This is a genomic window from Kocuria carniphila (assembly GCF_004136555.1).
GTDB classification, from domain to species: Bacteria; Actinomycetota; Actinomycetes; order Actinomycetales; family Micrococcaceae; genus Kocuria; species Kocuria carniphila.
This window is the reverse complement of sequence record NZ_NOIT01000007.1, coordinates 130,725-149,957: the sequence shown is the minus strand read 5'-3', so window position 1 is coordinate 149,957 and position 19,233 is coordinate 130,725. Positions and strand designations below refer to the sequence as shown.

The 19,233-nt window shown below is 66.6% G+C and carries 17 protein-coding genes, 1 tRNA gene and 3 pseudogenes; 11 read left to right on the top strand and 10 right to left on the bottom strand.

Annotation, left to right across the window (positions count from 1 at the left end; all coding sequences use genetic code 11):
- The first annotated feature begins 2 nt into the window (after positions 1-2).
- From EWV37_RS06875 to EWV37_RS15850, 11 genes and pseudogenes are all read left to right on the top strand, one after another.
- The gene (locus EWV37_RS06875) at positions 3-269 is read left to right on the top strand and encodes a DUF6112 family protein (RefSeq protein ID WP_129700638.1); all 267 of its coding nucleotides are present in this window, start codon (positions 3-5) and stop codon (positions 267-269) included.
- Between the two features lie 134 nt (positions 270-403).
- Positions 404-724 (top strand): DUF6112 family protein, encoded by a 321-nt coding sequence (locus tag EWV37_RS06870; protein WP_129700636.1) that lies wholly within the window; start codon positions 404-406, stop codon positions 722-724.
- A 37-nt stretch (positions 725-761) separates the two neighbouring features.
- The gene (locus tag EWV37_RS06865) at positions 762-2,231 is read left to right on the top strand and encodes a conjugal transfer protein TrbL (protein WP_129700634.1); all 1,470 of its coding nucleotides are present in this window, start codon (positions 762-764) and stop codon (positions 2,229-2,231) included.
- Between the two features lie 7 nt (positions 2,232-2,238).
- On the top strand, positions 2,239-3,702 hold the full coding sequence (locus EWV37_RS06860; protein WP_129700632.1) for an SCO6880 family protein: 1,464 nt from the start codon (positions 2,239-2,241) through the stop codon (positions 3,700-3,702).
- A 104-nt stretch (positions 3,703-3,806) separates the two neighbouring features.
- Positions 3,807-4,667 (top strand): hypothetical protein, encoded by an 861-nt coding sequence (locus EWV37_RS06855; protein WP_129700630.1) that lies wholly within the window; start codon positions 3,807-3,809, stop codon positions 4,665-4,667.
- Positions 4,664-6,151 carry an ATP-binding protein gene (locus EWV37_RS06850; protein ID WP_129700628.1) on the top strand — a complete coding sequence of 496 codons (1,488 nt, stop codon included), beginning with the start codon at positions 4,664-4,666 and terminating at the stop codon, positions 6,149-6,151. The genes EWV37_RS06855 and EWV37_RS06850 overlap by 4 nt, the downstream gene beginning before the upstream one ends.
- Positions 6,151-6,719 (top strand): annotated as a pseudogene (locus tag EWV37_RS06845) (hypothetical protein). The gene EWV37_RS06850 and the pseudogene EWV37_RS06845 overlap by 1 nt, the downstream one beginning before the upstream one ends.
- 74 nt (positions 6,720-6,793) lie before the next feature.
- Positions 6,794-8,497, top strand: a pseudogene (locus EWV37_RS06840) (type IV secretory system conjugative DNA transfer family protein).
- 87 nt (positions 8,498-8,584) lie between these two features.
- Positions 8,585-9,052 carry a single-stranded DNA-binding protein gene (locus EWV37_RS06835; protein WP_129700626.1) on the top strand — a complete coding sequence of 156 codons (468 nt, stop codon included), beginning with the start codon at positions 8,585-8,587 and terminating at the stop codon, positions 9,050-9,052.
- 19 nt (positions 9,053-9,071) lie between these two features.
- Positions 9,072-9,716, top strand: a complete 645-nt coding sequence (locus tag EWV37_RS06830; RefSeq protein WP_238663109.1) for a hypothetical protein — start codon at positions 9,072-9,074, stop codon at positions 9,714-9,716.
- Positions 9,717-10,076: 360 nt separating this feature from the next.
- Positions 10,077-11,165: pseudogene (locus EWV37_RS15850) on the top strand (recombinase family protein); the annotation flags it as partial.
- Here the strand turns inward: EWV37_RS15850 and EWV37_RS15675 are convergent.
- The 10 genes from EWV37_RS15675 to rpmA all read right to left on the bottom strand — a co-directional run bounded on the left by EWV37_RS15675 (position 11,076) and on the right by rpmA (position 19,221).
- Entirely contained in the window at positions 11,076-11,735 is a 660-nt protein-coding gene (locus EWV37_RS15675; protein ID WP_238663108.1) for a hypothetical protein, read from the bottom strand. The pseudogene EWV37_RS15850 and the gene EWV37_RS15675 sit on opposite strands and share 90 nt — an antisense overlap.
- A 34-nt stretch (positions 11,736-11,769) precedes the next feature.
- Positions 11,770-11,842, bottom strand: a tRNA-Ala gene (locus EWV37_RS06815).
- Between the two features lie 165 nt (positions 11,843-12,007).
- Positions 12,008-12,424 carry a ribosome silencing factor gene (gene rsfS, locus EWV37_RS06810; RefSeq protein WP_129700624.1) on the bottom strand — a complete coding sequence of 139 codons (417 nt, stop codon included), beginning with the start codon at positions 12,422-12,424 and terminating at the stop codon, positions 12,008-12,010.
- Between the two features lie 31 nt (positions 12,425-12,455).
- Positions 12,456-13,469, bottom strand: coding sequence for a hypothetical protein (locus EWV37_RS06805; protein ID WP_129700622.1), 1,014 nt, complete (start codon positions 13,467-13,469; stop codon positions 12,456-12,458).
- Positions 13,466-14,152 carry a nicotinate-nucleotide adenylyltransferase gene (nadD, locus tag EWV37_RS06800; protein ID WP_380098535.1) on the bottom strand — a complete coding sequence of 229 codons (687 nt, stop codon included), beginning with the start codon at positions 14,150-14,152 and terminating at the stop codon, positions 13,466-13,468. Before nadD ends, EWV37_RS06805 begins: the two co-directional genes overlap by 4 nt.
- Before the next feature lie 63 nt (positions 14,153-14,215).
- Positions 14,216-14,467 carry a hypothetical protein gene (locus tag EWV37_RS06795; RefSeq protein ID WP_095798207.1) on the bottom strand — a complete coding sequence of 84 codons (252 nt, stop codon included), beginning with the start codon at positions 14,465-14,467 and terminating at the stop codon, positions 14,216-14,218.
- A gap of 85 nt (positions 14,468-14,552) precedes the next feature.
- On the bottom strand, positions 14,553-15,785 hold the full coding sequence (locus tag EWV37_RS06790; protein WP_371514752.1) for a glutamate-5-semialdehyde dehydrogenase: 1,233 nt from the start codon (positions 15,783-15,785) through the stop codon (positions 14,553-14,555).
- A 155-nt stretch (positions 15,786-15,940) separates the two neighbouring features.
- On the bottom strand, positions 15,941-17,212 hold the full coding sequence (gene proB / locus EWV37_RS06785; RefSeq protein WP_095798209.1) for a glutamate 5-kinase: 1,272 nt from the start codon (positions 17,210-17,212) through the stop codon (positions 15,941-15,943).
- A complete protein-coding gene (gene obgE, locus EWV37_RS06780; RefSeq protein ID WP_095798210.1) occupies positions 17,205-18,803 on the bottom strand; it encodes a GTPase ObgE in 1,599 nt (532 codons plus the stop codon). The genes proB and obgE overlap by 8 nt, the downstream gene beginning before the upstream one ends.
- A gap of 163 nt (positions 18,804-18,966) precedes the next feature.
- Positions 18,967-19,221 carry a 50S ribosomal protein L27 gene (gene rpmA / locus EWV37_RS06775; protein WP_095798211.1) on the bottom strand — a complete coding sequence of 85 codons (255 nt, stop codon included), beginning with the start codon at positions 19,219-19,221 and terminating at the stop codon, positions 18,967-18,969.
- Between the last annotated feature and the right edge of the window lie 12 nt (positions 19,222-19,233).

The following is a 19,233-nucleotide window of genomic DNA, read 5'->3' as shown; positions in this document are numbered from 1 at the left end:
GCGTGGATGTGTTCCCGGACTTTGACGGCCTTGGTGGGATCGGCGAGCTGCGCGAAGTGATCGGTGCGCTGCTCACCTTCGTCCTCGTGATCGCGGTGCTGATGCTGATCGTCTCCGCCATCATCTGGGCACTCGCCACCTCCAACGGCCACCACGCCGCCGCCACGAAGGCGCGCATCGGCGCCTGGACGGCGCTGGGTGCCGCGGTCCTGGCCGGCGGTGGAGTGGCCTGGCTGAACTGGCTCATCGACCTCGGCCAGCAACTCTGACCGTGCGCGAGTCCGCGAACCCTCGCGTCGTGCAGCTCTGCGTTCGGAGGACTGTGGGGCGGGCAGTGCACCTGACCGACGAACCCATCCGCGTTCCCCGCCCTCATGGCGGGTCCATTCGTCAGGAGACCACCGTGTTCGATCTCATCACCGCCGTCCTGGCCGCACCCGCACTGGTGCCGATGGACATCAACATCGACCCCAACGATTCCGGTCTCCCCGGCATCGCCCAGCTGCGCACCATCGTCGGCGCGGTGATGACCATCGGCCTGATCCTGTCCGTGCTCGCGCTGATCATCTCGGCGATCGTGTGGGGCTTCGGCGCGAACTCATCGAACCCGCACCTGGCTGGCCGGGGGAAGGTCGGCGTCCTCGTGTCCTGCGGGGCCGCGGTGATCTGCGGCGCGTCGGTGACGCTGATCAACTTCTTCTGGGACGTCGGCCAACAGGTCTGACCCCACCGCTTCAACTCGATCTGAGGAGTGATTCCCGGTGGGTGTGTGCGACGTCCCCATCATCTCGACCGTGTGCGACACCGCCGGCGAAGCAGCCGCCTCGCTGGTCGCGGCCCCGTTCGACTGGCTCGCCCAAGCCATGGGCGCTGCCGCCGGCTGGCTGTTCGAAGCCGTCTGGGCGGTGTTCGACACCACCACCTTGGTCGACGTCACCAGGCCGGAGTACGTGCTCGTCTACAACATCCTGTTCGGCATCGCGGTGTTCGTGATGCTGATCTTCTTCTGCCTCCAACTCATCACCGGACTCATCCGCCGCGACCCCACCGCCCTGGGCAGGGCTGCGCTCGGGTTGGTGAAGTCCGTGCTCGGCAGCTTCGTCGTCATCACCTTGACGGCAGTGCTGCTGGAGATCGTCGATCAGCTCTGCATCGGCATCATCCAGGCCGCCGGAGAAACCACCGAGTCCATGAGCGACAAGATCACCCTGCTGGCCGCAGGACTGGTCGGGATCAACATCGCCGCCCCCGGAGTGGGAGCGATCATCACGATCTTCCTCGCCGGCCTGGCCATCAGCGCGGCCGCGATCGTGTGGCTCTCCCTGCTCGTGCGGAAAGCGTTACTGCTGGTGACGATCGTGCTGGCACCCTTGGCGTTCTCCGGAGCGTCCTGGGATGCCACGCGGGGATGGATCGGCAAGTGGGCGATGTTCGTCATCGCGCTGATCTGCTCCAAGCTGGTCCTGGTCGTGATGTTCCTCGTCGCCGTCACTCAGGTGGCCGCGCCGATCGATGGCGACCTGTCCTCGATCAGCGATCCCATCGCTGGCATCGTGCTCATGGCGATGGCCGCGTTCGCCCCGTACCTGACCTACAAATTCCTGTCCTTCGTGGGCTTCGACATGTACCACGCCATCGGGTCGGAGCAGGACGCGAAGAACGCCCTCAACCGGCCCGTCCCGACACCGTCCAAACCGGCCGGTGAGGGACCGCAGAAGGTCCTTGACGGCGGCAACAGCAGTAGCGGCAGTGATGGTGGGAGCGGCGACGGTGGGAAGACACCGCCGCAGGCGAAGACCTTCACACCCCAGGCCACGGGAAGCACCGCCGGCGCAGGCGGAGGGAAAGCCGGCGCCGCAGGTAGCGGGTCCGCCGGCGCAGGCGCTGGTGCCAGCGGCACGGCCGGTTCAGGAGCAGGGGCAGGTGCAGGCGCTGCGGCGGCTGGTCCGGCCGCAGCGGCAGTGATCGCCGCGAAGGTCGCCAAGGACGCCGCCACCGCCGGACCCAAGGCCGGTTCCGCCCTCGGCGGCCAGGGCGAGACCGCTGCGGATGCTGCCGGACAGGCCGGCACCACCCCGCCACCAGGACAAGTTCCCCCACCGTCGACTCCCAAGCCCAAGCCGCCGTCCACGCCGGCACCCAAGGCACCCTCGCCGGGTCCCTCGCAACCGGAGCCACGCCCGCCAAAGCAGCCACCACCGCCGGCACCGAAACCCATGGGGAAGGAGTGAGGCGACCATGACCTCGAAGCAGAAGGAGTCATCGACGGAGCTGGTGCCGGTCAAGTTCTCCCGCCTGACCCGTCGCGGCATCCTCCTCGGCCTCTCGCTCTCCCAGCTCATCACCCTCGCCACCGGCGTGCTCTCCGTCGTGGTCGCGCTCTATGCCGGCGGGGGCATCCTGCTGGCCTACACCGCGCCGGTCTGGGTGCTCGCCGCCGCGCTGACCTGGATACCTGTCGCCGGGCGCCCGGCCGTGGAATGGCTGCCGGTCACCTGCTGGTGGCTCTGGCGCACCACCGGCGGGCAACTCCTCTACCGACGCCGCATCGTTGCCCCACGCCCCGCGGGCACACTGGCGCTGCCCGGGGACATGGCCCGACTGCGGGAGTACGCCGACCCCGCCACCAGCGCTGGGATGATCCACGACCCCCACGAACAGACCCTCACCGTGGTGTGCGAGGTGACCCATCCCGCGTTCGTGCTCCTCGATCCCGGCGAGCAGGAACGCCGCGTCACCTCCTGGGGCCGCGTCCTGGCCACCGTGTGCCGCTCCGGGCAGATCGCGACCCTCCAGGTACTGGAGCGCACCCTGCCCGACTCCGGCACCGGCCTAGCCGAATGGTGGGCCACCCACGGCACCGACGACGACACCTGGGCGGCCACCACCTACGCCGAACTCATCGAACGAGCCGGCCCCGCCGGGGAACGCCACGCCACCACCCTGTCCCTGTCGCTGGACATGAAGACCGCCGCACGGCAGATCAGGACCGCCGGTGGCGGCATCCGCGGTGCCGCCGCCGTGCTGCGCCAGGAGATGTCCACCCTCACCGCCGCACTGCGCTCGGCCGACCTGACGCCGCACGGGTGGCTGACCCCCGGACAGATCGCCGTCATCCTGCGTTCGGCCTACGACCCCGCGATCGCCGCGACTCTAGCGCGCCACGGCGAACTCGGGCAGAACCTCGCCACCGCCGGCCCCGTCGCCGTCAACGAATCCTGGACCAGGCTGCGCACCGACTCCGCCCACCACGCGGTGCTATGGATCAGCGAGTGGCCACGGTCGATGGTCTACCCCGGGTTCCTGTCCCCGGTGCTGCTCTCCACCGGCATCCAGCGCTCATTTTCGCTGCTGTGCACCCCGATGCGCTCCGACCAAGCGGCCCGGGACATCCGCAAGAAGAAGGTCGAACACATCAGTGACGCCGCCCAACGCGCCAAGATCCGACAGATCGAAGACGCGGCCCACACCGCCGAATACCACGACGTCCTCCAGCAGGAAGCCGACCTCACCGCCGGCCACGGCGTGCTGCGCTACACCGGCCTCATCAGTGTCTCCGCACCCACCGTCGACGAACTCGACGCCGCCGTGGCGGCGGTCGAGCAGTCCGCCATCCAAGCCTCGTGTGAGACCCGGCTGCTGGTTGGCCAGCAGGCCGCGGCATTCACCGCCGCCGCGCTGCCGCTGTGCCGCCGCATCTGACCCAGCCCGCGGCACGAGCACCCACCACTGTGTCGGCGTGCGTGCACCTGACAGGCGACCCCGGCCCTCGGTGGCCGATCCGCTCTCGTCACAGGAGAACTGTCATGCCCACCTACGACGACCCGCTCAAGGACGCCGCTGAAGCATCCGAAGCACTGCGAGGTCTCGCCCACGCCAGTCGGGTCTTCGACGACCCGGCCGACACGTACCAGGTGTTCGGTGACCTGGCCGCCGGAGTCCGCTCGCTGCGGCAGGTACTCGACCAGCTCGCGAACACACACCTGACCCATCGCGACCGGGCTCACGATGACGACGGCAATCACGTCGCCGGCTCACAAAACGCCTTGGCTGCCGCCGACGAATTACATCAGGCCGGCATCCTGCTCGATCAGGTCCATGACCGCCTCGACGCCGCGTTCTCCCATTCGGGACGGATCGCCTGGCACCCTGAACCCGCCATCTCCCACGAGCCGCTCACTGAGGGCGCCGCACGGCGGTGGGTCTCCGTGCTGTTCTTACATGGCGTGGAGGCCGACCAGGTGCTGGACCTGATCGACCGCGACGGCCCCGACTCCGCCATCACCCACCTCGCCCAATGGGATTTCGGGGACGAGACCACCGACGCCGCGCTGGAGAACGGCTACGTCTACGATGCGCCCCCGGCCGGTGCACTGGACCGGGTCGTGACCGAGGGTGACTACGCGTTGACCTACAACCCGGCAATGGGGCATGTCAGCCTGCTCCGCCAGCACACAGTCCCACCCGAGCTGGCATTGGACGATGCCGACGTGGTGTCCGCCCGCGAGACCACCGCGGGCGTCGGTCCTCTCGACACGAACACCGTCCGTCCCACGAGGAAATCCACGCCGGAGCGGTCGCTGCGGACATCTCTCGTGGCGGAGCAGGACTGGTTCGCCAGCCCTGCCCGATCGTCGGAATCGGCCGGGCGGGGGCTGTCGCTGTGAACGCGCGCGAGCCCGAACAGCTGCACACCTCGGTGCTGGTCGCACCCGCGACGGAGAGACGCCGGCTGCGCAAGCAGCGCCGCGCTGCGGCCGCCCGTCTCCAAGCCGAACAGCGCCGCGCCGAGCAGACTGCGGCGAAGGCCAAAGCCGATGCCGAACGCGCCGAACGCAAAGCCACCAGGTACCTACCCGCCGCGGGTGAACCCGGGCCGGCGACGCTGCGCACCCCAGGCAGGTTCCGGCTGGTCCAGCATCAGGACACGTCCGCGACCCTCGCCGGGGCGTATCCGTTCGTCGCCGAAGGCGGGCTCGGCGCCGACGGGGTATTCGTCGGCCAAGACCTCTACTCCGGCGGAAGCTTCGTCTACGACCCCTGGGTCCTCTACGCCCGTGGGGTCATCACCGCCCCCAACGTCGTCCTCGCCGGGATCGTCGGCTCCGGCAAGTCCTCCTTGGCGAAGTCCTTCTACACGCGCAGCTTGCCCTTCGGCAGAAGGGTCTACGTCCCCGGCGACCCGAAGGGTGAGCATACTGCCGTCGCGGAGGCGGTCGGCGGACGCGCCATCGTCCTGGGCCACGGCCTCAACACAAGACTCAACCCGCTCGATGAGGGCCACCGCCCATCGGGGCTCTCGGATGCGCAATGGGCCATCACGGTCGCCTCGCGGCGCCGGGATCTCATCGGCGCGCTGGCCGAGACCGTCCTGGCCCGCGGGTTGACGCCGTTGGAGCACACGGCGATCGACATCGCGCTGACCGAGACGGTACGGGAGAACAGCGTGCCGATCCTGCCGACGGTCGTCGAGCGCATCCTCACCCCCAACGAAAACGCGGACGGACGGTTGGCCGAGGACGGCAGGCTCGTCGGCCACGCCCTGCGCCGCCTGGTCGCCGGCGATCTCCAAGGCCTCTTCGACGGACCCTCCACGGTGACCTTCGACCCGTCGTTGCCAATGATCTCCCTGGACCTGTCCCGGGTGACGGAGAACTCCACGCTCATCTCGGTGCTGATGACCTGCTCCAGTGCATGGATGGAGTCCGAGCTGCTGGACCCGGCCGGTGGCCAACGGTGGGTGATCTACGACGAAGCCTGGCGGCTGTTGTCCCACCCGGCCCTGCTCAGGCGGATGGACGCCCACTGGAGATTGGCGCGGCATTACGGGATCGCGAACATGCTGATCTTCCACAAGCTCTCCGACTTGGACAACGTCGGCGACGCCGGTTCCGCCATGCGCTCCCTGGCCAACAGCCTCCTCGCGAACGCCGAGACTCGGATCGTCTACCGCCAAGAGTCCGATCAGCTCGGCCTCACCGCCCAAGCACTCGGGCTGACCGGTACCGAGCAGAAACTCCTGCCGACCCTGGGTGTCGGGCAGGGGCTCTGGCGGATCAAAGACCGGGCCTTCGTCACCCAGCACCAGCTGCATCCGGCCGAGCTGGAGCTGTTTGACACCAGCTCCCGGCTCACCTCGGGGGTGAAGTAATGACCCGCAAACCCCCACACCGTGCCGCCGGGCAGGGACCGGAAGACACCCCGGTCCTGCTGCCGCACGTGATCATCACCGTCACCGAGACCGGCGTCCTGGACGTCACCGTCGACGGCACCGACTTCCCTCCACCATCGCAGGGCCAGGCGTGGACCCGGGACACCTTCGGCACTCTGCTCGATGCCATCACCGCCGACCGGACGATCACGGTGCGTATCGAGGTCCGCGAGGCCGATGGGAGTGTCTTCACCGACATCGTCCGCGGCCGGCGCCGCCCCCCACCTGAACCGCCGGAGACCGAACCTGAGGACCCGCGCGGCAAGCACGCCAAGGACAAGGGCACCCAGAGACCGGTACTGGCCGAGATCACCGCAGACGGATTCGTGCCCGGCGAGGACGTGGCCATCGCGGTCATCGTCTCCCACACCGACGCCACCGGCACCGGATCGGCCCGCACTCTTCTCGACACGAGCCAGCTCGCGTCCCTGCTGCGCACGGGAACGGGCGAGGTCGTGTGCTGTTCGGTCGTGTCTCCGGCACCACGCACGTGCGGCGGCTACCGTGAATGCTTCCCAGCAGCGGCAGGCCGGCTCCTTCGGCGATGAGCTGACCAACGCCGCCCTCATCGGCCTGATTGGCATGTTCGGCGTCGCGCTCCTCCTGCGCGCCTCCGGGTCCGTCGCCGCGCTCCTCACCGGCACCCCCCAGCCCGAGGCTGGCCCAGCCGCCGGGCTCGGGGTGTTGTTCAACCCTGCCGACCCGGCGGCAGCCCTCGACGCCGACGCACTGAACCCGGTGGCGTACTGGAGTATCACCGTGGCCCTGCTCGCTGGCCTCGCCACCGGCATCGGGTGGGTGTGGGTCCGGCTGCGCCGACATGCCCATACGGCCGAGACCGACCCGCGCCGCCTGGCCGGCACCGCCACCAGCCACGACGTCACCCAGACCGCCTCAGCCAAGGCGCTCCTGCGCCGCGCCGGAACACTGCGCCCATCACTGGAGAACCCAGAGCCGGCGGATGTCGGCTACCGGATCGGCACCTCCAAGGGCCGGCAAGTGTGGGCGAGCGTGGAGGACTCGATCCTGCTCATCGGCCCACCCCGCTCCGGCAAGGGCCTGCACATCGTGATCCCGGCGATCCTCGACGCACCCGGCGCCGTCGTCACCACCAGTACCCGCCCGGACAACCTCACCGCCACCCTCCGCGCCCGCCAGCGTCTCGGCCCGGTGGCGGTGTTCGACCCCCAACACCTCGCCGAAGGCATCCCCGCCGGACTGCGCTGGTCACCGGTACGCGGCTGTGAAAACCCGCTGACGGCGATGATCCGCGCCACCGGCCTCGCCGGGGCCACTGGCCTGTCCGCGGGCGGGGTCGAATCCGGCGGATTCTGGGAAGGCAAAACCCGCACCGCACTCCAAGCCCTCCTGCACGCCGCCGCCCTCGACTAGCGGCCGCCGGCAGAGCTATTCCGGTGGACCCTCGACCCCTCCGCGGCCGCCGAAGCCGTGGCCATCCTGTCGAACTCGGCGCAGGCGTCGACCGGGTGGGCGGACTCGCTCGGGGCAATGATTGACTCCGACCCCAAAACGAGGGATTCGATCTGGCAGGGCGTAGCGCTGGCCCTCGGAGCGCTGGCAGACCCGCGCGTCCTCGACGCCGTCTCACCAGGACCGGGTGAGGGCTTCGACCCCGAGCGTTTCATCCACGAGCGCGGAACCCTCTACCTACTCGCCACCGGTGCCGGCGCCGGAGCATCCGCCGCCCTGGTCGCCGCGTTCGTCGAAGACCTCATCGAAACCGCCCGCCGCATCGCCGCACGCTCACCCGGCGCACGACTCGACCCGCCCCTGCTGCTCGCACTGGACGAGATCGGCAACCTCGCACCCCTCCCGAGCCTGCCGACCCTGATGGCCGAGGGCGGCGGCACCGGCATCACCACCCTCCCAGTGTTGCAGTCGTTGGCGCAGGCACGGAACAAGTGGAATGACAACGCCGCCGGAGCGATCTGGGACGCCAGCATCGTGAAGATCATCCTCGGCGGCGCCTCCAACTCCCGAGACCTCCAAGACCTCTCGACTCTCATCGGCGAACGCGACGAGTACACCGACTCCGTAACCCTCGGCGATCACGGCACCCGATCCAACCAACGCTCCATCCGCCGCGTCGCGATCCTGCCACCGGACCGGATCAGGACATTGCCGTTCGGCACCGGCGTCACTCTGCTGCGCTCGGCACCCCCGATCGTGACCGATCTACGCGCCTGGCCGTCCCGGACAGACGCGGCCAGGTTGAAGGCCGACCGGGCCGGGATCGAAGCCCTCCTCCAACGCCCTGCTTCCTGATCCGGTGCTGGGGTGGTGTGTGCACCTGCCTGACAGGAGCGGCCCCGACTCACGGGGACGCGGCCCATGTCAGGAAGGAATAGTCCGATGGCTATCCGCACACAACAGTCCATCTCCGGGTTCATCGCCACCGACCCACAGCTGACCTACACCGAGCGCGGCGAGGCACGCTTGTACGCCCGTTTCGGGCAGGAGAACTACCGGCGCGAACAGGACGGATCTTTCACCAAGGGGGAGCCGACCTTCGGCAACCTCGTCATGTACCGGGCCACCGCCGAACGCGCCCACGAGCGGTTCGCCAAAGGCGACAACTTCGTCGCCGAAGGCTACGCCCACGACTACAGCTACGAACGAGCCGGACAGCACATCGACGGCGAAGAGTTCGTCGCCAAGAAGATCGGCCACGACACCGCCCGCACCCGGTACGACGTCGACCGCACGCCCCGCCGCGCCGGCGTCACCGCAGAGCGCGAGGGCCCGACCCGCGAACAGAACCACCCCTTCGACGCTCCACAAACCCGACCGGCCGCCGACACGCCGGTCCTGGGCCACTGAACCGGAGAGGCCCCAGACGATGAACGAGCAGACATCACGACCTGATCCTGGCGACGTCGACCCCGACGAACTCGACCTCGACGACCTGGACGGCCTGGACGGCCTGGACGACCTGGACGACGACCTCGGCGGTGTGGCCCTGGGCGGGCCGCCGCACCCGATCAACTGGAACCTGCTCTCCGCCCACGACCTGGAGCAGGAATGGCTGGAACTGAACCGGTGGGTTGACTGGCTGCGTCACACCTACGGGCTAGCCGCTGCAGTGATCCCGCCGTTCTGGCACCACCACCCGGAACTGCTCTGGGAACTATCTGCACTGCACCTGCACTGGCTATGCGCTTACGACCCCGAACAGAACGGCTCCGCACCCATCGGCTGGCACCGCGACTTCGCCGACGCCCGTCAGCGGCTGCGGGACTGGGTCGCCGCTTGCGGTACCCGCCTGGACCGCGACCGCCCCACACGGCAGACCACCTGGCCCGGCGAAGAGCCCGCCCCACCGGTCGAAGACGTCCTCATCGAAGACCGGGACCAGGAGTTCGTCGACTTCGTCGTAGACCAGGTCCGGCAACGCCAGGACGCCGAGGACGCATTCTTCGCCACCATCGACCAGGCCACCGGCGAACTCCGAGACCCCCGCGGGAACCAGCAGCGGGAACGGTGAACGGTGATGGTGCGCTCCTACCACCGCAAGGCCGACCGACCGGACGCAGACCGGCCAGTCCGGGTCCGCTATGAACGGCACGAGGAGGTCGACGCGGAGAAACTCGCGGAAGTCCTCATCCGCCTCGCCCTGCGCGCAGCCGGCGAGGACACCGGGACCGGCCGTACCGGCGACTACCTTCGCGGTCTACTCACCCACAGCGGTAGAATCGATACTGAACACGACGATCATGGCGTCGCTGGCACCCAATCCCTAAGCCCCTGATCCGGGGGTGTTCTTCTCGCATCCTGACGTGACCGCCACCCGACGCCCCAGACGCCCACCCCCACGGGGTTGGGCACCTGAAAGGCGGTCACCCCGATGACACTCATCGACCTACCCTCCGGCATCGACCTCGCAGCGCTGCGAACCCTCGCCGCGGGGGCAACTCGGAAGCCGGCTCCGGCCGGCGAGGAGCTACCGGGCGGGCTGGTTCCGGCGATCTCCTACCTGCGGGTCCCCACCAAGGACCAAGCCACCCGCAACGGCCTCGAAGAAGGCCTGTCCATCCCTGCACAGCGCGAAGCCGCCGAGCGTAAGGCCGAGCAGCTCGGCGCGGTCATCGTCAAGGAGTTCATCGAACCCGGCGAGTCCGCCAAGACCGCCCATCGGCGGGCGTTACAGGAGATGCTTGACTACATCGCCGCGAACCCGGTGCGGTACTGCATCATCAACAAGGTCGACCGGCTGGCCCGCAACCGGCTCGATGACGCGATCATCCACACCACGCTGCGCGGGGCGAACATCACCCTCGTCTCGGTCACCGAGAACATCGACGAGTCCCCCTCCGGGATGCTCATGCACGGCATCCTCGCCTCGATGGCCGAGTTCTACTCCCTCAACCTCGCCCAGGAAGTCGTCAAGGGCATGGTCCAAAAGGCCACCATCGGCGGTACCCCGACCAAGGTCCCGCTGGGCTACCTCAACGTGCGCAGCACCGATGCCAAAGGCCGCGAGGTCCGAGACGTCGAACTCGACCCCGGGCGGACGGACCTGATCCGGTTCGCGTTCACCGCTTACGCCACCGGCGATTGGTCACTTTCATCCCTCGCGCGCGAACTGGAGGCCCGCGGCCTGACCACCCGGCCCACACCTGCCCAGCCGGCCAAGCCGGTCACGACGACCGGGCTGCACAAGATCCTGACCAACCTCTACTACCAGGGCACCGTCACCTTCCGCGGCATCACCTACGACGGTGCGCACACCCCGCTCGTCGACCCCGAGACCTGGCTACGAGTGCAGACCCAGCTCGGCGCGAAGAATGCCGTTAGGGAACGACCGCAGAAGTACGACCACTACCTCAAGGGCAGCCTGTACTGCTCATGCGGCGCCAAGCTCATGATCGAACGGCCCCGGGACAAGCAAGGCGACCGCTACGAATACTTCACCTGCTCTGGCCGGCGCCGGAAAAGGAACGGCTGCACCCGCTCGGCGATCCTTGCCAGCCGACTCGAAAAGCGCATCGAAACAACATACAGCAGCAACGGCCTCACCGAGGATGAGGCAAAGCACGTCCGGGCGGTGCTGCACCAGGTGTTCGACCAGCTCGAAGCCTGCAGCGACGACGAACGCGCCCTGCTGACCAACCAGCGCGACAAGCTCGAAGCCGAACGACTCAAGCTCGTCCAAGCCCACTACGCCGACGCGATCCCGCTTGACCTGCTCAAGAGCGAACAAGACCGCATCCGCGCCAGCCTCGATCAGATAACCAAAAGGCTCGACAGCCTTGCCACCACGTACACTAGCGCTCGCGGAGGCCTCGACCAGATCACCGACATCCTCACCGATCTCGGCGACCTCTACAGCAAGTGCGAACCTTCTGAACGCCGCATCCTGAACCGTGCCCTGTTCAAGCAGATCATCGTGGACGAGGACGAGAACACCACGTTTGTCCCGGTAGAGCCTGCCGCCAGCGTCCTCGCGTCCGGCAGCAGCAGCACCGCAGACGATCCCGGCCCGAACACGAAACTGCCCCGTCATCAGACGGGGCAGGTTTCGATCTTCTCAACTTATGTGGAGCTAAGGGGACTCGAACCCCTGACCCCCTGCATGCCATGCAGGTGCGCTACCAGCTGCGCCATAGCCCCGTGCTTTACCTCGAAGACTTTACCACAGTCCGTACACCCAACCGTTGCCGGTTGTTCGTCCGTTTTCCGCGGTGTTCCCCGTGGGCAACGCATTTATCCTAGACAGTCATTTAGCCGCCGTGCAAATCGAGTTTGCATACGTGTGGCCGCCCGGAAACCGTGCCGTTATTCGGCGTGGGAGGTTCCTTGAGCGGCGTCGGCGTCAGGTGCGGAAACCCGCTCGGGAAGGTTCAGCGAGATCTTGGGGCTGTCCCCCCAGAGCCGCTCGAGAGCGTAGAAAGCGCGGTCCTCGTCGTGGAGCACGTGGATCACGATGTCACCGAAATCCAGGAGCACCCAGCGGCCTTCTCCCCGGCCTTCGCGGCGCAGCGGCTTGACCTTGTGCTCCACGATGAGCTTGTCCTCAATGGCATCGACCACGGCCGAGACCTGTCGCTCGTTCGGGGCAGAGGCGACCATGAACGCGTCGGTAATGGCCAGGGAATCGCTGACGTCGAACGCCACGATGTTCTCGGCCTTCTTCTCATCCGCGGCCAGGGCCGCAGTGCGAATGATCTCGACAGATTCGGGAAATGCAGTCACAGAGGGGTGAGTCCTTTCAGAGACTAAAGATTTAGAGCACAAAGATAATGAGCACCGCGATGAGTGCGGCAATGACCAGGAATAGCAACACGAGCAGCGGAACCAGAGCTCCGGATCGCTGCTTGTAGTCCTTGGGGTCCAGCAGGTTCAAACCTTCAGAGTCCACGGCGCGAACCGGTGTGCCGGGCGCACTGACGGTCTCCGCGGGCACCGGTTCGGGTGCCCCGGGAGTGGCTGTGGACGGCACCTCGACGTCAGACTCGCGCTGGGCCTCGGTCTTGGGTTCGGCTGCGGTTGTACGGACGGTCCCACGGTTCTGAGAGGACGACGCCGTTCGTGCGGGTTCGTGCCGTTCCTCAGGTCGGTTCGCGGTCCATTCCTCGGAGGGCTCGTCGGTGACGGCGGCAGTTTTGTCGTGGGCCCGGGTAGGAGCAGCCGGAACCAGATTGATCGACACGGTGTGCGGTCCGGAGGTCGCAGCGAGCGGCGAGCTCGGGAACTGACCCGGGTCCACCGTCAAGGGGTTTGCGGCCAGGGATGATCCCGTGGGCGAAGACTGCGGGAACGAGACCGTAATGGTGTCCTGTTCGGCAGACCGAGAGGTTTCCCCGTCGGCACCGACTGCAGACTCGGATTCAGCGGCTCGCAGGGCCGCCTCAGCGTCCTTCCGATCCTGTTCGTTGGCCGCCGCGGCGCGCAGAGCAAGTTCCGCGAACCGTTGCTGCTTCATGAGCAGGTCCTGGTCCACTTCACCCGCGTTGGCCTGCTCCGCTTCCTGAATCTCCTGGGCGTGAGCGGCCATTTCACGTTGCAACCTGGCCAGTCGACGGGGCCCCAGAGGCTTGACGGGGCCCGAGTCTACGGGGCCGTCCAACTCGATCATGGGCGCAGGACCGGGAACTTGAGGAACCTCGGACGTCCACGGCGCGACCGTGGAATCCTCCTGGTTGTTGCTGGACTCGGAGTGCTCCGCCCCGGACGAGACTGGCTCCTGCGGATCCCCGGAAGTCTCGGGATTGTTCTTCTCGGAACGAGGCTCACTCACGACATGCTCCTGCTGGTTTCCTGATGTCCGTTCGGGGCGTCGCGTTCGACCGCCAGCGAGGTGGTCGAAGTGTGCTTCTCCTGGACATAGAGACCGTACTTGTTGATGTACTGCACCACACCGTCCGGCACCAGGTACCACACGGGGCTACCCTCTTCGACACGAGCGCGGCAGTCCGTGGACGAGATCGCCATGGCGGGAACGTTCAACAGGGACACGCTGGATGATCCCACCGGCGCGGCCAGTTCATGCCCCGGGCGAGTGACACCCACGAAGTGCGCCAGGTTCCAGAGCTCGTCCGTGCCCTTCCATGTGAGGATCTCCCCCATGACATCCGCACCGGTGATGAAGAACAGTTGCGCATCCGGCCGTTGCCGCGACAGATCGCGCAGCGTGTCAATGGTGTACGTGGGGCCATCGCGGTCGATGTCCACACGGGACACCGTAAAGCGAGGGTTGGAGGCGGTCGCGACCACCGTCATCAAATAGCGGTGTTCGGCGTCCGAGACCTGTTTACCGGCCTTCTGCCACGGCTGACCGGTGGGCACGAAGACCACTTCGTCCAGGTCGAAGACCGAAGCGACCTCGGACGCCGCCACAAGGTGACCGTGGTGGATGGGGTCGAAGGTGCCACCCATCACGCCCAGCCGGGTTTTACCCGGCTGGCGCGGTGGGATGTGCAATTCGGTGCCTTCAGCCACGGCTGAAGAATCGATCGGATTCACGCAGTCAGAATTACCGACGGCTCAGTGCTGACGCGGTGAATTGAGGTCGTTGATCATTGCACGCTCGTTGGCGGGCAGTTCCGACGGGTCCTCGTATTGGCCGATCTCCGGGCTCTTGCCGCGAGGAGAGAAGGAAACCGTGGCGATCAACATGAGGATGAACAAGATGAACGCGATCACGCCGAACATCTCCGTGGGGATGGGCAGTTCGTTCACCACATGGTGTCCGCCTTCTTCGGCGGACAGAGCGGCGTTGTTCAACAGGTGCAACATGTCTGTGCGGTTTCCCTTCTGCTACCGGGCGGTTCCGGTGTCAACAGTGCGATCCGCCCGGGGGCGGTTGATTACATGGTACTTGTCAGGAGCGCACGTGGCCGTCACCCTGGACAACCCACTTGGTGGTGGTCAGCTCTTCCAAGCCCATGGGGCCGCGCGCGTGCATCTTCTGAGTCGAGATGCCGATCTCGGCTCCCAGACCCAGCTGACCACCGTCGGTGAATCGCGTCGAGGCGTTGACCATCACGGCCGCCGACTCGATTTCCGCGACAAAGCGCTCCGAGTTGGTCAGATCGTTGGTCACGATGCACTCGGTGTGACCGGTCGAGTATTTGGCGATGTGCTCAAGCGCCTCGTCCAGGGAGTCCACGACATTCACGGCCATTTCCATGCCCAGGTACTCGGTTTCCCAGTCCTCCTCCGTGGCCTGCAGGTGGTCCGAACCCGGGGGCAGCAACTGTGCCGCACGCTCGTCCACGTGTAGTTTCACGCCGGCCTTGTCGAGGGCCGCCAGTACCTGCTTGCTGGCTTCAGCCTTGGAGTGCAGCAGCAGGGTCTCCGCGGAGTTGCACGTGGAGGTGCGGTGCGTCTTGGAGTTCACGGCGATCTTCTCGGCCATCTGCGGGGTGGCGGACTCGTCGATGAACACGTGCACGTTGCCCTCACCGGTTTCGATGACCGGCACGGTGGCGTTCTTGACCACGGACTGGATCAGTCCTCGACCGCCGCGCGGGATCAACACGTCCACCTTGCCGCGAGCACCCATCAGAGCGTTGGCGCCGTCGCGACCGTAGTCATCCACGGTCTGCACGCTGTCCACGGGGAGCTTAGCATCGGTCAGTGCGTCGCGCAGGATACCAACGAGTGCACGGTTGGACTCGAGTGCGGCGGAGCCACCGCGCAGCATGGCGGCATTGCCGGACTTCACGGCGATGCCTGCAATGTCCACGGTCACGTTGGGGCGAGCCTCGTAAATGACGCCGACCACGCCCATGGGCACGCGCATCTGACGCATCCGCAGGCCGTTGGGCAGGATTTGGCCGCGCACGATCGTACCCACCGGATCGGGCAACGCAGCCAGTTCACGCAGCGAGTCGGCGAGTCCCTTGATGCGGGCGGCATCGAGCTTGAGACGGTCCAGGAGCGCCGGCGACGTGTCGTTCTTTCGTCCGCGCTCCAGATCCTTGCCGTTCGCCTCGAGAATGACGTCGGATCGCTCTTCGATGCGCTGAGCCATGAGCAGCAGCGCACGGTCCTTCCACGCTCGGGGAGCTCGTGCGAGTCCTCGAGCAGCCTGGCGCGCGTCGTCGGCCATGAGGCCGACGCCCACCACGGGGTCTTCGCCAAACGTTTCTTGTGCGGTCAGTCCTGAAGTGTCTTTCTCGGCCAAGAGTCCTCCTGGATGTTGGTCGGTGCGGCGCCCTTGGGAGGCGCCTGCATCAGCGTACTTCTCGTAAATTTCTGCCCGGGTTACTTTGCGGGGTTCTGCTTGAGCTTGGTCTTGGCGGAACGCGGACGCAGCGTGACCAGGTTGTCCACGTGGATCAACTCGCGGGCGAATTCCTCACCGAACTCGTCTCCCAGCTCATCGGTGCGCTTACCCAGCATGCCGGGCACTTCGTCCGAGCCGTAGTTGATCAGACCGTGGGCAACCTCGTCGCCCTCCTTGTCGACCATGGACACGGGGTCACCCGCCGTGAACTTGCCGGTGACGGCGTTGACGCCCGCGGCCAGCAAGGAGCGGCGACCGCGGATGGCTTCCACAGCGCCGTCGTCGAGAGTCAGCGTGCCCTTGATGTCGGCGAGGTGCGCCAGCCAGAGCAAACGCACGTTGCGACGACCGCCGGTGGTGGAGAACCAGGTTCCCACGTCTTCGCCGGCCAGCGCCTCGTTGATGTTGCCCGCCGAGGTCACCAGGGCGGGGATGCCCGACGCCGCCGCGATACGCGCCGCCTGCACCTTGGTCACCATGCCGCCGGAGCCAACGCCCACGCGACCCACGGAACCGATCTCCACGCCCTCGAGGTCAGCGATCGGGTCGTCGATGCGTGCGATGCGTTCGCCGCCGTCCTTGGGCGGCTTGGTGTAGAGGGCGTCCACGTCGGAGAGCAGCAACAGCGCATCGGCCTTGATCAGGTGCGCCACCAGCGCTGCTATGCGGTCGTTGTCACCGAACTTGATCTCGTGAGTGGCCACGGCGTCGTTCTCGTTGACGATGGGCAGAATGCCCAGGTCCAGCAGACGCTCTATCTGGCGGTGCGCGTTCTTGTACTGCGAATGACGCATGAGGTCTTCCGCCGTCACGAGCACCTGGCCCACAGTGATGCCGTAACGGGCAAAGTAATCGGTGTAGCGCGAGATCAACAGGCCCTGACCCACGGAGGCCGCGGCCTGCTTGGTGGAGAGATCCTTGGGGCGCTTGGCGAGGCCCAATGGTGACAGGCCGGCGGTGATGGCACCCGAGGACACGAAAATGACGTCCGTGCCGCGAGCCTTCGCGCCGCCGAGTGCGTCCACAATGCTGCGGAGCGCGTTCTCGTCAATGGAGTTCTCGACTGAGGTCAGCGAAGACGATCCCACCTTGACTACCACGCGTCGTGCCTGGGGCAGCTGGGCGCGTTCGGTGATCGGAGACCGGCGGTTCTTTCCGCGGTTCTCCGTGCTCAACTGCATGGCCGACTTGGCCGCATCCTGTTCGACAGCTGCGACGTCAATCTTTTCGGTGGTCGTTTTTTCACTCATGCTCGGGGAGATCCTTTCGACGCTGATCAGTTTGGCGGCTGCGTGCCTGGTCCACGGACTCGGTCCAGACACCTGCCTTGCGTTCGGCTTCGAGCTCGGCGCGAGCCTCCGCCTTCGCGTCCATGCGGTCGTAGAACTGTTCGCGCTTCTCACGACGCGTGGGACGGTTCGTTTCGTCCAACCGCAAGTCCGTACCGCGCGGGCCGCCCAACAGCTCCGCGCCTCCCACCATGGTGGGTTCCCAATCGAAGACCACGCCATTGTCTTCAGGGCCAATCAACACTGCATCACCGGGACGGGCACCGGTACGGAACAGTTCGTCCTCGATACCCAGCTTGGCGAAACGGTCCGCGAGATACCCCACGGCTTCGTCATTGTTGAAATCTGTCTGCTGCACCCAACGTTCGGGCTTCTCACCGCGCACGTGCCACAGCGGCTCTCCGCCGCGATCATCGCGGGAGATGCTGAAGCCCTTGCGATGCTCTCCACGGCGGTTGCGCACCGGTTCGGGACGGACCACTCGGGTCTGCTCGTCGGCGTCCTCGGGTGCATTCTCCGTGCGGGACTCCGCCACGAGCTCCGCCATCGCGAAGGCCAATTGCCGCAAGCCCTCGTGGGAAGCCGTGGAGACCTCGAACACGCGGTAACCGCGCTTCTCGAGATCCGGGCGGATGAAGTCCGCGAGCTCACGGGCCTCCGGTACGTCGATCTTGTTCAGTACCACCATGCGGGGGCGCTCGGTCAACGGCACGGTGTCCTGGGCGTCGTCCTGAATGTCCTGGGCGTAGTGGGCCAGCTCGGCCTCCAACGCGTCCAGGTCCGTGAGCGGATCACGTCCGGGCTCCAGCGTGGCGCAGTCGATCACGTGCACGAGTGCCGCGCAGCGCTCCACATGGCGCAGGAATTCCAGTCCCAATCCCTTACCCTGGGAGGCTCCGGGAATCAGACCGGGAACGTCCGCCACGGTGAACCGCGTGTCACCGGCCTGCACCACACCCAAGTTGGGAACCAATGTGGTGAAGGGGTAGTCCGCGATCTTGGGACGGGCCGCGCTCATGGCGGCGATCAAACTCGACTTACCGGCGGAGGGGAAACCCACCAGCGCGATGTCCGCAATGGACTTCAGCTCGAGTTCGACCTCTTGCTCCGCACCGGGTGTACCCAGCAGAGCGAAGCCGGGAGCCTTGCGCTTCTGGGACGACAGTGCGGCGTTTCCCAGACCGCCGTGACCACCGCTGGCGATCACGTACTCTGTACCTTCGCCCAGCAGGTCCGCCAGCACGTTCCCCTGGCGATCCTTCACCACCGTTCCATCGGGAACGGACAGAATCAAATCCTGCCCCTTGAACCCGTGGCGAAGATCACCCTTGCCGGGCTCACCATTGGGAGCCTTCTGGTGGGGTGAATGGTGGAAACCCAGCAGCGTGGTGGACTGGCCGTCCACGCGAAGAATCACGGAACCGCCATCTCCACCGTTGCCGCCGTCAGGTCCACCGAGCGGCTTGAACTTCTCACGGCGAATGGACACGCAACCGTGACCGCCATTGCCGCCAGTAGCGTGCACGATGACTCGATCGACAAAACTGGCCACGGGGCTCCTTTAAAGTCCTCGGTGCCTACGCTGCCGCGAATGCACAGCGAACACCTCTAGTTGTAAAGACTAAAGGGTGAGCGCGTATCGCGCCCACCCTTTAGTGGTCGCCGTCCACGGGATACCAGTGGAAAGCGGGTGGACCCTGGGGTCCGAAAGATAATTACTCGGCGATCTGGATGTTGACCACGCGACGACCGCGGCGGGTGCCGAACTCGACGGCACCGGCGGACAGGGCGAACAGGGTGTCGTCCTTGCCGCGGCCGACGTTCAGGCCCGGGTGGAAGTGGGTGCCGCGCTGGCGAACCAGGATCTCACCGGCGCTGACGGTCTGACCGCCGAAACGCTTCACGCCCAGGTACTGAGCGTTCGAGTCACGACCGTTGCGAGTGGAGCTCGCGCCCTTCTTATGTGCCATGGTGTGTGCCTA